General features: G+C 45.4%; 11 protein-coding genes. 6 read left to right on the plus strand and 5 right to left on the minus strand.

Annotation, left to right across the window (positions count from 1 at the left end):
* Together ACYQ4O_RS04835 and ACYQ4O_RS04840 are read left to right on the plus strand one after the other, a co-directional pair.
* On the plus strand, positions 1-974 hold a 974-nt coding region (locus ACYQ4O_RS04835), incomplete at its 5' end, for a zinc ribbon domain-containing protein (RefSeq protein WP_460174917.1).
* A gap of 205 nt (positions 975-1,179) precedes the next feature.
* Positions 1,180-2,613: an MATE family efflux transporter gene (locus ACYQ4O_RS04840; protein ID WP_308514075.1), complete on the plus strand. Its 1,434-nt coding sequence runs from the start codon at positions 1,180-1,182 to the stop codon at positions 2,611-2,613.
* 53 nt (positions 2,614-2,666) lie between these two features.
* On the opposite strand, the gene tldD is transcribed toward ACYQ4O_RS04840, so the two are convergent.
* From tldD to ACYQ4O_RS04855, 3 genes are read right to left on the minus strand one after another with little or no spacing between them, the layout of a single operon-like run.
* Entirely contained in the window at positions 2,667-4,109 is a 1,443-nt protein-coding gene (gene tldD, locus ACYQ4O_RS04845) for a metalloprotease TldD (RefSeq protein ID WP_460174918.1), read from the minus strand.
* Positions 4,102-4,923 (minus strand): carbon-nitrogen hydrolase family protein, encoded by an 822-nt coding sequence (locus ACYQ4O_RS04850; RefSeq protein ID WP_308514073.1) that lies wholly within the window; start codon positions 4,921-4,923, stop codon positions 4,102-4,104. Before ACYQ4O_RS04850 ends, tldD begins: the two co-directional genes overlap by 8 nt.
* A gap of 18 nt (positions 4,924-4,941) precedes the next feature.
* On the minus strand, positions 4,942-8,928 hold the full coding sequence (locus tag ACYQ4O_RS04855; RefSeq protein WP_460174919.1) for a YhdP family protein: 3,987 nt from the start codon (positions 8,926-8,928) through the stop codon (positions 4,942-4,944).
* 105 nt (positions 8,929-9,033) lie between these two features.
* On the opposite strand from ACYQ4O_RS04855, the gene glnE reads away from it, so the two are divergent.
* The 4 genes from glnE (at position 9,034) to hemH (ending at position 14,948) form a co-directional block, all read left to right on the plus strand.
* Positions 9,034-11,880, plus strand: coding sequence for a bifunctional [glutamate--ammonia ligase]-adenylyl-L-tyrosine phosphorylase/[glutamate--ammonia-ligase] adenylyltransferase (gene glnE, locus ACYQ4O_RS04860; protein WP_460174920.1), 2,847 nt, complete (start codon positions 9,034-9,036; stop codon positions 11,878-11,880).
* A gap of 460 nt (positions 11,881-12,340) precedes the next feature.
* On the plus strand, positions 12,341-13,318 hold the full coding sequence (locus ACYQ4O_RS04865; RefSeq protein ID WP_460174921.1) for a YheT family hydrolase: 978 nt from the start codon (positions 12,341-12,343) through the stop codon (positions 13,316-13,318).
* A gap of 40 nt (positions 13,319-13,358) precedes the next feature.
* The gene (locus ACYQ4O_RS04870) at positions 13,359-13,925 is read left to right on the plus strand and encodes a VUT family protein (RefSeq protein ID WP_308514069.1); all 567 of its coding nucleotides are present in this window, start codon (positions 13,359-13,361) and stop codon (positions 13,923-13,925) included.
* A 15-nt stretch (positions 13,926-13,940) separates the two neighbouring features.
* On the plus strand, positions 13,941-14,948 hold the full coding sequence (hemH, locus tag ACYQ4O_RS04875) for a ferrochelatase (protein ID WP_460174922.1): 1,008 nt from the start codon (positions 13,941-13,943) through the stop codon (positions 14,946-14,948).
* A gap of 38 nt (positions 14,949-14,986) precedes the next feature.
* Here the strand turns inward: hemH and ACYQ4O_RS04880 are convergent, their stop codons facing one another.
* Together ACYQ4O_RS04880 and ACYQ4O_RS04885 are read right to left on the minus strand one after the other, a co-directional pair.
* On the minus strand, positions 14,987-16,270 hold the full coding sequence (locus ACYQ4O_RS04880; RefSeq protein ID WP_460174923.1) for a HAMP domain-containing sensor histidine kinase: 1,284 nt from the start codon (positions 16,268-16,270) through the stop codon (positions 14,987-14,989).
* Entirely contained in the window at positions 16,271-16,963 is a 693-nt protein-coding gene (locus ACYQ4O_RS04885) for a response regulator transcription factor (RefSeq protein WP_460174924.1), read from the minus strand.
* Positions 16,964-16,981 lie beyond the last annotated feature (18 nt).

Consider the following 16,981-nt stretch of genomic DNA (forward strand, 5'->3'; position numbering starts at 1 on the left):
ATTCTAAAGACCAGAATGAGTTAAGGCTGACGTCATATGCAGAAGGGGCTAAGAAGCGGGCGCCCGTTGCATTGCGCATCCTAGGCAAAGGAGCACTTAGAGGAACCATTCAGCTCATTAAAAAACTTGACGTCTACGAACTGAGAGTCTGCCGTGAGGCTTTATGCAAACCGGAAAGGACTGAAGGAGAGATTGTAGGCTTCGATACCGGTTATACGGAAGTCGCAGCTTTAAGCAACGGAGCGTTTGTCGGTCAAAAGTTCGGAGAGAAACTTACCCGGTTTTCAGACTATTGCAAAGATAAAGGCCAGAAGAGAAATAAACTTTGGGCCAAAGCCCGAGAGTTAGAAAGCTCGGCTAAAGAGAAAGATAGGAGAAAAGCACAAAATATATTTAAACATAACCTTGGCCGCAAAAAACACAATGCAAAATATCGAAGAGCGCAAGACTCAATCAAGCAAGAAATCAATAAAGCGATAAATTCCATTGTGCAAGGCAAAGGCGACGGGTTAGATGGCGTAAAAGTCAAAGAGCTCGTCATAGAAAAGCTCTCTGCTCATATGGGGAAGACAAGAAGTAAAAACTGGAACCGAAGGCTTTCAAGCTGGGCCCGAGGATATATCCGGAAGTGTCTTGAGCAGAAATGCAAACAGTTTGGCATCAGGCTTACTCAGGTAAATGCGTGTCACAGCTCTCGAGTTTGTCCAGCTTGTTTTTACCCATCCAAAGAAAACAGAGTCTCGACAGATCGTGTGAAGTGCCGTCAATGCGGCTATGAGGGCCACGCTGATACGTGTGCTGCGAAGGAAATATTACGCAGGCGAAGCGGGGAGATACCACTGTATGCCCCGCCCGGGAAGGTATTTGAGATGCTAATGGTGCAGTACAAACGTGGGTTGGAAGTGCCTAAGGCACCACCGTTTTCCTGCAAGACTCAACTTTATGAGAGCGAAGGGGAAAAGAAAAGCTTGTGATTCTCGCGATGATCAAGTTTTTTCAACTTCTCAAAAACGGTTTGAAATAGACGTTGTAGTGGAGATAGCGAGACCGCTTTGATTTTCCTCTCCCCTGTCTAGAAGCTGGAGTCAGAATGCACAGAGAAGGTAAACTGGGCATGATGAAATGTGCTTTAACAAGACAAGGCTTTTAATAAAAAATTAAAGTTCCTACAATGCCTTTATGGGCGCTAAAAGCAAAAAGACCGAGTATCTGTTTTCTTTAATAAGAGATGGTGCGGAATTAACGATTTGGAACCAGATTGATCTGGTTTGGCGGTTAAGTTTACCTGCTATTTTTGCGCAGATTTCTTTCGTGATGGTCCAATACATTGATGCCGCAATGGTTGGTCATCTGGGTGCAAATCCTGCCGCATCTATCGGCCTGGTTTCTTCTTCTCTGTGGCTAATATGGGGCTTAATTACATCGGTCACAGTAGGCTTTTCCGTTCAGGTTGCTCAGCGTATCGGAGCAAAACAAGATGAAGAGGCGCGCTCTGTTCTGAGACAAGGTCTGTTCGTCGGTTTTCTCGTCAGTATCCTTATTGCTCTTATTGGTTTAATGGTATCTCCATATTTGCCTAATTGGCTTGGAGGACCCCAGGAGCTTTACGAAGATGCGAGAGTATATTTTCTGATTTTTTGTCTTGGAACACCTGCCGCTCTTTTGGGCTTTATGGCCTCCAGCATGTTGCGCAGTACCGGCAATGTCAAACTTCCGAGCATTATTAATATCGGAATGTGCTTTTTGGACGCCTTCTTCAACTTGCTTCTTATTTTCCCCACATCGGATTACAACATTCTTGGTTTCAAACTAACTGTGCCCGGAGCAAATCTGGGAGTTGCCGGAGCAGCGCTGGGAACTATCTTGGCAGAATTGGTAAGTGCTGGCTTGATGTTGTGGTTCTTGCTTGTCAAGTCCGAAAAACTCTCTTTGATTGGGAGGAAAGGCTCTTTTATTCCTGAAATCTTTTGCATGAGGAGAACATTCAGAATCGGTTCTCCAATCGCCCTCGAAAGAATAGCCATGAGCGGTGCCCAGATTGTCACTACCATGATTGTGGCGCCGTTAGGTCCTATTGCCTTAGCGGCTCACTCTTTCGCTATCACCGCTGAAAGTCTGTGCTATATGCCTGGTTTTGGTGTCGCAGATGCTGCTTCAACTATTGTTGGCCAAAGCATCGGTGCAAAACGACCGGCAATAGCAAGAAGATTCGCCAAAATCAATGTTCTCATGGTGATGGTAATGATGTCGGCGATGGGTGTCCTGATGTACATAACCGCGCCGTGGATGATCGGTTTTATGACACCTGATGAATCGATTATCAATCTGGGAACAACTGTTCTACGAATAGAGGCTTTCGCCGAACCGATGTTCGCGGCCGCTATTGTTTGCTGCAGTATTTTTGTCAGTGCGGGTTATACATTGCTTCCAAGTTTGGCAAACTTAGGCAGTATGTGGTTTATTCGTATTCCCTTGGCCTACTTCTTGGCCTCTGAGTTTGGTTTGGTTGGCGTTTGGGTCGCTATGGCCACTGAGTTGTGCTTTAGAGGAGCATTCTTCTTGATTGCCTTGTCAAGGTTTGACTTTTCCAAGCGCCGGGCAATCGAAGATTAGATTTTTTACAGCAATAGAAGAAGACAAGCCGCATTAAGCGGCTTGGTTCGAAGTTAGCTCGTGCCTCCGATCGTGAGGCCGTCGATTCGAAGGGTTGGCATGCCGACGCCGACCGGGACGCTTTGGCCGTCTTTGCCGCATATGCCTACACCCCCGTCAAGACAAGAGTCGTTTCCGATAAGCTTGATCTTTAAAAGAGCCTCGTGGCCGTTGCCGATTAATGTGGCACCTTTCACCGGCTGTGTGATTTTGCCTTTTTCAATCAGCCACGCTTCACTCATCGAAAAAGCAAACTTTCCGCTGGTGATATCAACTTGGCCTCCGCCGAAATTCTTGGCATAAATGCCGTAATCCACGGAAGAAATAATTTCTTCAGGCTCTTTATCTCCGCTGAGCATGTAGGTGTTGGTCATGCGGGGAATAGGAAGAGTTGCAAAGCTCTCACGGCGGCAGTTGCCTGTCGTTTGCTGACCCATCAAAGAGGCATTGAGCTCGTCTTGCATATAGCCTTTCAGAATGCCGTCTTCAATCAAGACGGTGCATTGGGTGGGATTGCCTTCATCGTCAATTGTTAAAGAACCTCTTCTGTCTTTGACGGTTCCGTTGTCGACAATAGTAACGCCCTCGGCAGCAACTCTTTGACCAATCTTGTCGGCAAAAACACTGGTGCCTTTGCGGTTGAAGTCTCCCTCTAATCCGTGGCCTACGGCCTCGTGGAGGAGGACTCCCGGCCAACCGGGGCCGAGAACGACGGGAAATACGCCTGCGGGAACAGGAATGGCTTCCAGGTTTCGAAGAGCGGAAGAAACGGCTTCTTCTGCATAGGAGGAAAGTTTTTCGTCTGTGAAGTAATCAAGCGAGAAGCGTCCGCCTCCTCCGGCAGTGCCTCTCTCAGTCTTGCCGTCTTTCTGGACGACAACGCTCAGATTAGCTCTGACAAGCGGACGAATGTCGCCGGCAAGCGCTCCGTCTCGTTTCGCAATCAAAATCACTTCATAAACGGATGAAATACTGCAAATCACTTGAATGATGTGAGGACTCAGCTTTCTTGCAAGCTTGTCGAGCTTTTTAATGATTTCAATCTTGTCTTTGGTTTCTTTAAGCTCGATCGGATTAACCGGTTGATAAAGTGCGTCAGGGATTCTCCTTCTTTCTAATTTAACAACGGTCTTATCATCAGAAAAGTTGCCGATAGCACGAACGGTTCTGACGGCTTCGACTAATGCATCTTTAGAAATTTCATCGGAATAGGCGAGCGCGCTTTTTTCTCCGCTGACGGCACGAACGCCGACACCCATGTCTGTATTAAATGAACCGTTTTTAATAATGCCTTCTTCTAAAACATAACCTTCGGAAACGGTTCGTTGAAAATAGAAGTCGGCGAAATCAATATGTTTTCCTGAGAGTTCGGCAAAAGCGGACTCTAAATCTTCAATAGTGACTCCATGAGGAGTAAGTAAAACAGAAATTGCAGTTTCAGTATTCTTGTTAGTCATAAAAGACGCGGTTATTTAATGCAGGTAAGTTGTTTCTTACTTGTGCGATAAATCTCGGATCAAGCTCGGTGATAAAAACACCGTTATCGTCTTGCCCCATCTCTCCTAAAATTTTACCCCAGCAGTCGACTGCCATTGAGTGACCCCAGAAACTTCTTCCGTCCGGATTTGATCCGGCTTGTGCCGGTGCACAGACATAGCAGAGGTTTTCGATGGCGCGGGCTCTGACTAAAGTCTCCCAGTGTGCTCGGCCCGTAGTTTCCGTGAAGGCCGAAGGAATGACGATGAGATCGGGACTGCCTAAATGGCGGAAAAGGCCTGGGAAACGCAAGTCATAGCAAATAGCCAGACCGATTTTGATGTCGGTTCCGTTGTCTAAAGGAAGAATAAAGCTTTTGGCTTCATGGCCCGGTGTGTAAAGAGAGCCTTCATCGTATCGTTCTTCTTCCGTGTGGTAGGCAAATAAGTGAATCTTGTCGTAGCGGCAAGCGACGGCGCCATACGGGTCATAAACCAGACAAGTGTTGGTGACGTGATCTTTTTTGTCGGAGAACAAAGCAATTGACCCGGCAATAATCCAGATTCCAAGATTCTTAGCTAAAGAGGAAATACGGGCTTGGATAGGTCCCTCGCCGTAGTTCTCTGCAAAAACTAATACGTCTTGCCGTCCTCTGGGCATCAACGCAAAAGTTTCCGGCAGACAGACTAAGTTGCAGCCTTCCATGGCTGCTTTTCGAATAAAACTTTCAGCCTCTTCCAGATTCTTGCTTAAGTCAATTCCGGAAGTCATTTGGCAGGTGGCAATTTTCAGCATCTTCAGAAAATCTCTCAACTAGAATGGATCGTGTTTTTCCAATTTCTTAACAACCGGATCAGACCACGTGCCGGTCACAGAATACTCAAAAGAGAAAAGCTTACTCAAAGGATCTTTGAAAATCAACTGAGCCAGGAAACTGCCGATGCCGGCAATTGGATTTGCAATTGCTAAGGCAATGGAAGCTCCGGTTGCATTGATGTCCGGCAAAACCAGAATATGCAGATTTTCTGTTTCATTGCGGACATTAATGTCGCCTTTCATTACAACCGTCGCACCGCTTCCAACCATGGTTAAGTCGTTCAGACGCATCAGGCCGTTATTCATATTGGTGGAACCAATAATCGAGTCGAAGTTAAAGCCTTTAGAGTAGAAATCTCTAAAATCCAGTCTTAAATAGCGAGTTAAGGATTGCAGCGACAGCAGGGTAAGTAATTTAGCGGCCCCTGGTTCGATCTTCAGGATTTCTCCTCTCTTTAAATCGATATTAAGTTTGCCGTCGAAGGTGTTCGCGTTGTAGCCGATTGGGGAGCCTTCCCAAGAAAGCTCGCCTTTGATCGAACCGTTTCCGCGGCGAATTACTCTGCCTGCTCCCAAGCGCTCCAAAAGTCGTCCTAAATTGCTGATCTTGGTATCTAACAGCAGCGTTGTGGTGTTCTGACCGTCAAATCCTTTAAGCCAGCTTCCGGATGAGTACAAGGTGGCATCGTTATTGATGACGTTGAGCTTTTGAATTTGCCACAAATGTCCTTGACGGGAGATAGTGTTTCTGGCTTTTAGTTCAACTTTTCCTAGGTTTTTGTTTCCGTATGCAAACTGTTGGATGACGGCGTTAATGGCAGGCCAGCCTCCGGCCACTTCAACCGGTTTGGTTTCTTCTGCGAAGTTGCCGGCAGAAGCAGGAATGTAAAGCTTAGAGAGATAAGCTTGAAGTTCAGCTTCTTTGCCGTTACGGGCTTTATGCCAATCTAAATCGCCGGACAGTTCCTTCGATTCAAGATGAGCTTGCCATCCGGTAGCAGTTTGATTGCCGACCAAATGGAAACTCTCCTGATTAAAGTTGTCGATAAGAAGTTTGCCGACATTTAAGCGAATAGAGTTAAGAGTCGGAATGGTGACAACATTAGCCTGTCCTCCCTTCTTTTCGTCTTTCTTATCTTGCTTGGATAAAGAAGAAAGAACTTCGGACCATTGCGCAACGGAAACCTCAGGCGCACTAAAGTCAATCGTGAGACCTTCTTTAGGCAGAGCCGGAGCTTTGCTGTTTGAGATGACGGCGGCTGCTAAAGCATCATTCTTCAAAAGAATCTTTGTGTCTAGAAGCGTCCCTAGGGTTAGGGCAATGTTAGAGGTGTCCTTTGAAGTAGTTAGGTCAAAAGCAAGCGGCTCTTTTTTATTGGCCGGTTTGTTGAACGGCGCGGGCAGTTTTACGGCTAAACCGTCCAGAGAGCTGTCAACATGGATGTTGACCTTATTGGATGTAATTTCTCCTTTCAGCGCAAAAGGAGCAAGTCCGCTCAGATATTTTGTTGAGAGCGCAGCTAAGGACTCAACAGGAATAACTTGCTTTAATGCTTGCGCCGGAATGATGCCGGAAGCATTTACTTCAAAGGCACCTTTGTCATTAGTGTTCAGACCGACGGTAACCGTTTCTCCCCACGTCTTTGCAATGAGGTCTTGAGCATTGGCTCCTTTTTCTGAGAAGAAAACTTTGCCTGACACATCCGTTAGATCGGGAATCTGGTATTGATTAAAGTTAATGGCCGCTCCGTTGACTCCGAATGAGCCGTTGACAAGAACGTCTCCGGGGCCGCTGAGAGGAACGGTAAGTTCAAGTGTTAAAGCACCGTCGCCCGTTGCTTTGGCTTTTCCGAATATATCTGCCGTGTACCCTTTGATCGGTGAGGTATTTACATAGTTAAGATAAGAGGGCAGAGGACCGTTTGCTGATGCATCAACGGTTAAAAGAACGGTTTCGGCTTCGTAAGATGGAATCTCTACGATGGCTTTATTTAACTTAACCTTTTGATAGGTTCCTTCGGTAACATCCGCTCTCAAGCCGTCGCCGTGGAAGAATATCGTTCCTCCTACGCCTGTAACGGTCGGCCAAATGGCTCCGGGCACATTCTTGGCTGAGGGCTTATCAAATTTAATAGGGTAAAAGTCAATGACGCCGTCTTTGAAGTTTCCGGTGACAGCGAATTTATGAAGTGTGGAATCTTTGTATGGAAATTCATGGAGAGGTCCCGTGAACTCTAACACGGCATTGGTAATACTTCCGCCGAGAAGACCATAACGCAGCCATTCAACCGTTTCTTTTCCGGCAATAAGAGGAACATAACGCCAAACCGAGGCAACCGTTCCTCGGCTTAACGTACCGTTAGCATTAAGAAAACCGTACTCGCCTTTTGTCGAGTCGTAATCTCCGTTCCCTTGGAAAGCTAAGTCCTTATTTTCTAGAACAAGCTTGTCAATCTTGAATTTGATTTTGTCATTGATGTCCCAACTGCCGTTAGCGGCCAGTTCATCAAAGTGGAAGCTAGCGACGGCAAACAGCCCGGGCAGCGCAATATCCGTATTGGTGCTGTTCAGAGTCAGTTGGCCTGTGCCGTTTTCGGCTTGGATCGAACCGGAAAGATTTTTAATGCCCGGAATCCAAAGGGACTCCTTATCTTTCGGGGCAACGTAGCTCAAACTGGATAAATTCTCAAAGTTAACGTTTGCTTTGTACTTGGAGGGCATAGCAGAATCGCCGCTCCAATCGACAACTACGTTTTTCAATTTCCCGGCGAGCTTTCTGTCGATAATAAATTTCTTAAATTCCTCCGGGATCGGCAAAGATGGAAACGCTGCAGCAAAGCCTTGGATGTCCAATCTGTCGGCTGTAATCTGTCCGCCGGTGATTGTATTCTCTGCATTAGTTGTTAGAGCTAGAGAAGCTGTGAACGACGGAGCCTTTAGTCCCGAAGCCATTTCGAATTCCACACGGTCTGTTGAAACCTTGTAGTAATGGTCTTTTATTTCTCCGGAGAGCTTGCCTTTGAAGAAGTTCAAAGTTAAAGGAGGAAGTTTCTTGTCAAAGACGAGATTAACGTCGGAGAGTGCACCGATGAAGGTAGCTGAAGAAGGCTTCCATTTGTCTAAGGCGAGCCAAAGGTCTCCGCTGCCTATTCCTTTGTAGGAAATATTGAAGTCGGGGGCCCACTTAGCTAATTCTCCGAAGTTGACTTCAGAAACAGAAAGGAAAAGCTGTTCATTCCAGTCTGCAACGCCTGGGCTTACCAGAGAAGGAAGCTCAAATTCCGCTTGAAGTGTTACCGGAGAGGCAATCTCTTTGGGAGGAATGAATTTGAGAGCCGCCTTTTTAGTCAGGAGCGAATTATCCATGACAAAGGTGATGTCCTCTATCTTCAGGCTTTGCTCTTTTGTCTTATCCGTGTAATTGATGTTTCCGGAGTTGATGGAAATAGCTCCTTGCTGGAAAAGAGGATCTAGCTCATCTAAGTCAAAAGAGGAGGAATCCCCGGAGGATTTAATTCCGTCTAATTCGATGGTTTTGCCCAGGATATTAAATTGCAGATTACCGGTCCTTTCAATTGAGATTTCCGGTTCGGTAATGGAAATCGTTCTAAAAATCGGACTCAGCTTGGCAATTGAAAGATAAGAAGGGACTAAAACAGCCTGCTTAATTTTGAGAGGAGAGACTTCTCCCAGCTGGATATTCTCTAGAGTGATAATTGGTGTAATGAAATCCCAGCCGCCTTTGAGGCTGCCGATAGAAAAAGGCATTCCTATAAGTTCGGTGACTTTTTCTTCAATTAAAGGTTTGGATTTTTCCAAATAAGGGATGGCATAAAGCCGAAAAGCAAGAAGTGCTCCAAGGGCTAAGAAGTAAAGAATTACTATCGTCCAACCGAAGAAAGACAAAAGGGTTCTGAAAAATCCTTTTCTTTCTAAATTTGTTAGATCCTGTGATGCCGGATCTGAATTTTCATTTTTGCCCATGATTTGCTCGGGCTCCTTGCCTGTGGAACGTTCTGGAAATTAAACAAATTCTAAGTAAAAAATGTACCATTAGAAGTTAGTTTGTCTCATTTAGCGAATACCAGAATGCCACAACCTGCTCTTTGGGAGCCCGCAGTTCCCGCCAAGAATATCCCCGCAAGTAATGTTGGGGAATACTCGTCCTACTTTAGAAATTCTCTCAATGCTATGTTTAGAGAGGAGGGAGAAGAAAGGAACCGATTCCTGCAGCAGCTGCAGGAAGATAGATGGACGGCAGACAGAATTCGAGAAGAACTTGATAAAGCTCAAGATGCAGAAAGCTTGGGCACTGTGATGAGAAAGCTTCGCAGAAGAATCATGATGGGCCTGATTCTAAGAGACATCACGGGAAGTATTGAATTTGCCGAAGTCGTGCAGGTCATGTCGGATTTGGCTGAGGCTGTTATTCAAAAGACAGTATCTGTTCATGCCGTTGAACTTGCCGAACGCTTCGGAGTTCCTCACTCTTCTCTTGGTGTGCCGCAAGATTTACTGGTTGTGGGAATGGGTAAACTCGGAGGGCGAGAGTTAAATGTTTCCAGCGATATTGACCTTATCTTTTTTTACGATGAAGACGGTGAATGCAAGCCGACTGAGCGTTTTCCAAAGCAGAGAAAGATTTTAACTAACCGAGAGTTTTACGAGCGTTTATCGAAGAAAATTATTCCGGCGATTTCCGATATCACTTACGATGGTTTTGTATTCAGAGTGGATATGAGGCTTCGTCCTAACGGAGATTCCGGCCCGATTGTCGGTTCTTCCGAAATGTTGGAAGAATATCTTATGACGCAAGGACGAGACTGGGAGCGTTTTGCTTGGTCGAAAGGCCGTATTGTCAGCGCTCCGGTTTTTACGTCTCAAGAACAATTTGAGACCCAAGCGAAGACTCTCAAGGACATTGTGCGTCCTTTCGTGTACAGAAAATATTTAGATTTCGGTGCGATTAGCGCTTTAACGGATCTCCACGCCAAAATCAGAGCAGCAACCAAGCAGAAAGCGCTTACCGGTTTAAAGAACGGTACGAATGTTAAGTTAGGCCGAGGCGGTATTCGAGAAATCGAGTTTATTGTCCAGACTTTCCAAGTAATTCGTGGCGGAAGAAATCCTAAGATCAGAGAACGTTCAACCCTCAAAGCTTTAGACGTTATTGCAACAGAGGGGCTGATGGAGCCTTCCAAAGTAGAGCGGTTGAAACAGGCTTATGTTTTTCTGCGTAACCTAGAACATGCAATCCAATATGTGGATGACCAGCAGACGCAGCTGCTACCGGACAATCCCGAACAAAAAGCCAAAATAGCGGCAATGATGGGTTTTGCTCCGGAAGTTTTAGAAGAACAACTCAAAGAGGCAAACAACTTTGTGGCCGAGTCTTTTGATGCTATCTTCCAGACAAAGTCAGATGAAACTGCCGATCCTTGGCCTATAGGATGGGAAAGAGGCGATGAGGCTTCGCGCCCTGCATTGGTTGAACTGCTGCAAATGAAAGGTTTCGTTAAACCGGATGAGGTCGCTTCTGCCTTGCTCGGGCTGACAAGGCTACGCACCTTCCGGATGATTAACCCGAGTGCAAAGGAACGTTTAATAAAGCTCGCTAAGAAGGTCATCAGCAATATTGATAATTTTATTGCTCCGAATAAAAACAAGATTTCTAAAGAGGAGCTGATTGAGCGGTTTTTTAATTTGTTCGGTGCTATCGCCGGCCGCTCAACCTATGTTTCTTTGCTCTCTCAGTACCCGCAAGCCATGTTGAAGGTTGGCAAAGTGCTTGGGGCCAGTAAATGGGCGACTGACTATCTGATTCGGCATCCTATTTTGTTAGATGAGCTTTTGGACGAACGCATCACCTATGTTGATGACTACACGCCGGTGGATACAACAGGTTATATGGACCGCACGAGAGACCGACTAGCTCAAGTTGACGAGAATGATCAGGAGACCCGCATGAACCTTCTGCGCGAGTGCCATCATGCCCGTCTGTTCAGACTGCTTATTGCAGATTTAGAGGGACGTTTCTCTGTCGAAAGATTGGCAGATCATCTTTCGGCACTTGCAGATTCAACCTTAGAAATTGCCATCGAAGAAGCTTGGAAAACGGTCCCGGGAATTTTCCGAGAAATTCCGAAATTCGGAATTGTGGCTTACGGAAAATTAGGCGGTAAGGAACTCGGCTATGCCAGCGATTTGGATTTGATTTTCCTATATGACGATGATCATCCGGACGCAGAAAAAATTTATATCCGCTTTGCGCGCCGTCTGATGAATTGGTTGACGGTTACTACTAGTTCCGGAGTGCTGTTTGATATCGATATGCGCTTGCGGCCTAACGGAGAATCAGGAATGTTGGTTTCCTCCTTGGATGCTTATAAAAAATATGAGCGAAACGAGGACGGTACCGGTGCTTGGCTTTGGGAGCATCAAGCTTTAACGCGCGGACGTTTTTCTGCCGGTGATGTGGATATCGGCCGAGAGTTCGAACAGTTTAGAAAAGAAATTTTGGCTAAGCCAAGGGATCCGAAAGAAACCGCCGAAGAAGTGTTGAAGATGCGTCAGCGTATGCGGGACGGACATCCGAATACGACTTCTTTATTTGACGTTAAACATGATCAAGGCGGGATGGTAGATATTGAATTCATGGTTCAGTACCTTGTTTTAGCCCATGCAAGTGAACATCCGGAACTGATGAATAACTTCGGGAATATCAAACTTCTCAGCATGATGGAAGAAGCCGGACTTCTCCCGGAAGGTAGAGGTTTGGAAATTGGCGATGCCTATCGGAGATATAGGAAGTTCCAACACGAGTTTAGATTAAATGCTCCCGATTCAATTCCTGTACGAGTTGAGAGAGAAGAGTTTGCTCAAGAGATTGCTTTAGTCAAAGAAACTTGGGACTATGTGTTTCCTTCCGACATTTAATAATCTTTATTTGAAAAGCGTGCCGATCGTTTGTTAACTTTCGGCACTTTCTTTTTTTGGATTGAAAAGTGTAATTTTTGGCGGGGTGATTAGGGTTGAAAAATGTATTTTTTGACCCAAAAAAAGGATTGAAAAATGTTAATTTTGATAGGGAAATGGATTGAAAATTGTTTATTTTTAAAATAAGTCAATCAAAACAAAGGATTAAGAAGATGTAATGTTTTTCGAAAGGACAAAAGTCTATTCATGAGTTGTTAGAAAGACATTCGGCAAAGTATACAGCGTCCATGGCGCTCGCCAGGCTGGAAAATCATCCTTAATTAGGTCGAGGAGGAAGTACAAGAGATCTATTTTTAGCCTCTGCTCTTGAGGTTGTACCTGTTTTTGCAAACAAAGGTGAAGGAACAAGGCTCTGTGGCGGTAAAATTTCACGTTTTTCTTAAGTAAAATAGTTCAAAAAATGCCAGTTAGTGACTCAGGTTACGTTTCTCCGGCATGGTTACCCGGTGGAAATCTACAGACAATTGTGCCTGCCGAGTTCTTCCCTAGACCTAAAGTCCAATATCGCCGAGAAATATGGACGACCCCAGACGACGACGTAATAGCGGTTGATTGGAGCGAAACCGATAAACTCAGTCCTAACAGTCCGGTTATGGTTCACTTCCACGGATTGGAGGGCTCTTCTAAAAGTCATTATGCAGAGGCATTGATGGCTTTTTGTGCAGTAAATAGAATCCGTGGCCTCGTAATTCATTACAGAGGGTGTGGCGGAATCGATAACAAAAAGCTAAGAGCTTACTGTGCAGCTGATGTCCCGGAACTTTCTTGGATATTTAAAAAAGTCCGCTCCATGTTCCCCTTATCAAAAATCTATTCGATGGGAGTTTCATTAGGGGCAAACAATCTGCTGTTTTGGCTTGGGACACTCGGGGAGGAAGCGACAAAATATGTCGATGCAGCAGTTGCCGTTTGTTGTCCGATGGATTTGATGGAAAGCAGCAAAGTCATTTCCAAAGGATTCAGCCGAGTCTACGACATGAATTTCATCAATACCATGAAAGACAAAGCCCTGAAGAAAGCATTGGCTTTCCCGGGAACTTTGGACCCGGAGAAAATTAAGTCAATAAAGAATCTTCATGATTTTGATGACTTCGTTACGGCACCGATGTTCGGTTATAAAAATGCCGATGATTACTGGACAAAATGTTCCTCAAGCCGTGTGCTTAAAGGTATTCGTGTACCTGTCTTGGCGATGAATGCTCTCAATGATCCTATCGTCGGAAAAAAATCTTTACCAATGGAAAGCGAAGTTTCCAAGCAAGTCACTTTAGAATATACGCAAGATGGCGGCCATTGCGGCTATCCATTAGGACCGTTCCCGGGAAGCCTCGGCTATCTGCCGAAACGCACCTGGGAATTTTGTACCTCTTTTCACTAATTAACTTCCCCGGTTTGTGATTCCGGTTAGGAGATCGTTGATGCCATTGCGAGCAGATAAAAATTATCAGGTAGGACTGCTTTACTTCGTCCTTTTTATTTTGACCATTCCGGCAATGAACTGGGTGGTAATGAATGTAGGGACGGTGTGCACGCCGGACGGTCCTTGTTTAATTCCTGTGTGGCCTGGGATTGAGGCGCCGAGTGGTGTCTTGATGGCAGGTATTGCTTTGGTTTTAAGAGACGGTCTCCAATCCAAGCTCGGTGTTAAGTGGTCTTTGTACGCAATTCTCATTGGCGCAGCACTGTCGGCTTTCTTTTCTGAGCCGTCTCTTGTGATTGCCTCCGTGATGGCGTTTTTCTTCTCGGAATTGGCGGACCTGATCGTTTACACGCCTATGCGTAAGCGTTGGCCTGCTTGGGCTGTCATGGTGAGCGGGTTAATTGGTTCTATTGTGGACAGCGCAATTTTCCTTTCTTTGGCTTTTGGCTCCGTTCAGTTTATTGCCGGCCAGGTCCTCGGAAAGTTTTGGATGTCCTTGATTGTCGCTATTTTGATTGGGTATATGCATCGTAAGCACGCCGAGTCATTAAAGGCTTCGAGCTAAATAAATAGGAAAAATATGTCATACGACCGTACAGCTGTAGTTTTTGTTAACTTGGGCTCTCCCAAAGAACCTACTCCGAAGGCGGTCAAACAATTCCTAAAAGAGTTTCTGGGCGATCCGCGTGTTATTGAGGTCAATCCGATTTTGTGGAAAATCATCCTCAATTTCATCATTCTTCCGATTAGATCACCGCAATCAGCCAAACGATATGAGACTATATGGACACCGGAAGGCTCACCTCTAGTTGTTGAAACCGAAAAGCTCGTCGGAGGAATGAGCCAGCGCCTCGGTAAGAAATTTCCGGGTCTCTTTTGCACCTACGCGATGAGATACGGAGATCCCTCAATCGCTAATGTGGTTAGGAATCTTCATCTTGAGAAAGGCTTCCAAAAAATCTTGTTGGTCCCGCTGAATCCGCAATATTCAGCCACTACCACCGGTTCCGTGATGGATGCGCTGTGTGATGTGCTTAAGACCATGAGAAGTCAGCCGGAAATTCGTATGGTTCGAGACTTTCACAACGAAGATGCCTACATTGAAGCTTTGGCTAAAAGTATTTCAGATTTTTGGGAAAAACACTCTCCTCTCGGCGAAAAAGGCAAATTGATCCTCAGCTTTCACGGTATGCCCCAAAGCTATGTGAACAAAGGCGATCCTTACCAAGATCAGACAGTCGTCGAATCCGACTTAATCGCAAATAGATTGAATTTAGGGCCCGACCAGTGGATTCGGACTTATCAGTCTCGATTCGGCAAAGATATATGGCTGCAGCCTTACACTGAACCAACGTTGGTAGAACTTGCAAAAAAGGGAACGGAACGTATTGACATCGTTTGTCCGAGCTTTATCACCGACTGTTTGGAAACTCATGAGGAAATCGAGGGGGAAGCAAGAAAGGCCTTCTTGGATGCGGGCGGCAAAGAGTTTAATTACATCCCGTGTCTCAACGCTCAAGATTATTGGCTCGACTTATTCAGCGATTTCCTCGGTAAACATTTAAACGACTGGGAGGAGCAGACCTAATTCCGGCCTCTTACTGGACGGCGAGTTTCAATGAAAGTCTATTTCTTATTGAAGGATATAACAAACGTACTTCCTTCTTCTCCCGACTCTTTTAACTTAATAGTCCATCCTAAATAGTCGGCGGCTCTCCTGGCAATTGCCAGGCCTAGTCCGAATCCGCCTAACTTGTCATCCGGATTGGCTTGATATCCGCTGTCAAAGATCTTTTCTCTGTATTCTTCCTTGATGCCGCATCCTGTATCTTGAATGATGACGGAGTCTGCATTAATGGAAATGGTGACTCCGCCTTTATCGGTAAATTTCAAGGCGTTGTTCAGAAGATTGTCAAAAGTTGCACCGACTAAGACTTCGTTGTAGGTATCTTTCGAGTTGGAAAGAACTTTCACTTTAAAGTCCAGCCCTTTAGCGGCAAACTTTGTCTGCAATTCTTGCTGATGATCTTGGAAAAACTCGCTGACCGTCACCTGATGCGTATCTTCGTTGCGGGTACCGCGTGAGAGATTCAGAAAGACCTCAGTCAACTCTTTAATTCTTTGGGAAGCTTTCAGGGCTCTGTTGACGAATTTTCTTTGAGACGGAGAGGTGTCGGGGTCCGTTTCCAACAACTCTAAGCTTGTATTGATGACGGTCAAAGGAGTTCTGATTTCATGGCTAACTTCGCCTGAAAAGATTTTCTCTTTGACGGCAAGATTGCGGATCTTGGAGGTCAAATCGTTAAGTGTCTTGGCCAGGCGCCCGATTTCATTATCAGACCAACTTTTTTCTTTGAAAAGATCTGTTGAATAAATTTGACCGTTCTGAAGTGCCTTATCTGCTTCCGCTGCTTTTAGAGTTAAACGATCCAAAGGCTTTAGCAGTCTCTTGGAAAGCCAATGAGCAAAGAAGAAACTGAAGCAGACCAGCGCTGCAAAAAATACCAGAGTCCCGATGAATACTTTAATTTCCCACGATTCAAAGAGTTCTTGATTGCGGGTGAGAACGACTCGCTTACCGTCGTAAAGCATGGTGTAGACGTGCAGATCTTCGCCTTTTACTACCTCAACATATCCTAAAGGGAGATCTTTGAAGGCTTCTGGAATTGGACGGACCGGGTCACCCTCAATATAAAGACGGGAGAACTGGTCAAGACGAGGATGTTGGCCTTGAGAAATATCGTAGGTCATGATGCCGTTGAGCGTGCTGCTCATAGCCGACCCCATGAGTTGGTTCTCGGCCGAGTGAATCGTCATGTAGATTAGACCCGTGTAAATCAAGGCAATGCAGATGATGGTCAGGCTAATACTGATAGCTATGAGCTTCTTTAAAGACCATTCTTTCCTCATTTAACTTTCTCCGGCGTCTTTTTCTTCAGCTTTGATTGACCAGCCAAATCCTTGACGGGTGTGAATCAGCTGTTTTTCAAAAGGTTTGTCCACTAGTTGCCGCAGCAGATGGATTTGTGCACGAAGTGCATCGCTCGCGACTCTGTTGAAACCCCAAATCTCTTTTTCGAGTTCTTCTCTAGAGACAATGTTAGGACTTTTAGACATCAGAAACTGAAGAATTTTAAAACCTGTTGGATTTACGCGAATTTCTTTATCGTCCCTGAAGACCTGTTTGGTTTCTGCATTCAGTTTCAAAGGGCCTATCGTTAAGAATGGAGAAAGTTCTTTCTTGGTTCGCCTGAGAACAGCATTGATTCTGAGAAGAAGTTCTGAAAGAGAAAAGGGCTTAACGATGTAATCATCGGCGCCCACGGTCAGTCCGTTAATTCTGTCTTCTACCGTGTCTTTAGCACTTAAAAAAATGATAGGAGTCGAATCCATTCGTTTTTTCAGCTGTTCACATACGCTAATGCCATCAAGACCGGGAATCATGACATCAAGGAGGATGAGATCATAAGAGTTTACCAACGTGAGACCTAATGCCTTAAGGCCATCATCAGTGTTGTCGGTCTTAAATTTCTTAAGTTCAAGAAACTCGACAATGTTCCTTCTGACGTCTTCGTTGTCTTCCACAATGAGTATTCTGGGCATAGATTTCACTCTTATTTC

It is taken from the genome of Turicimonas sp. TL08 (genome assembly GCF_054660695.1).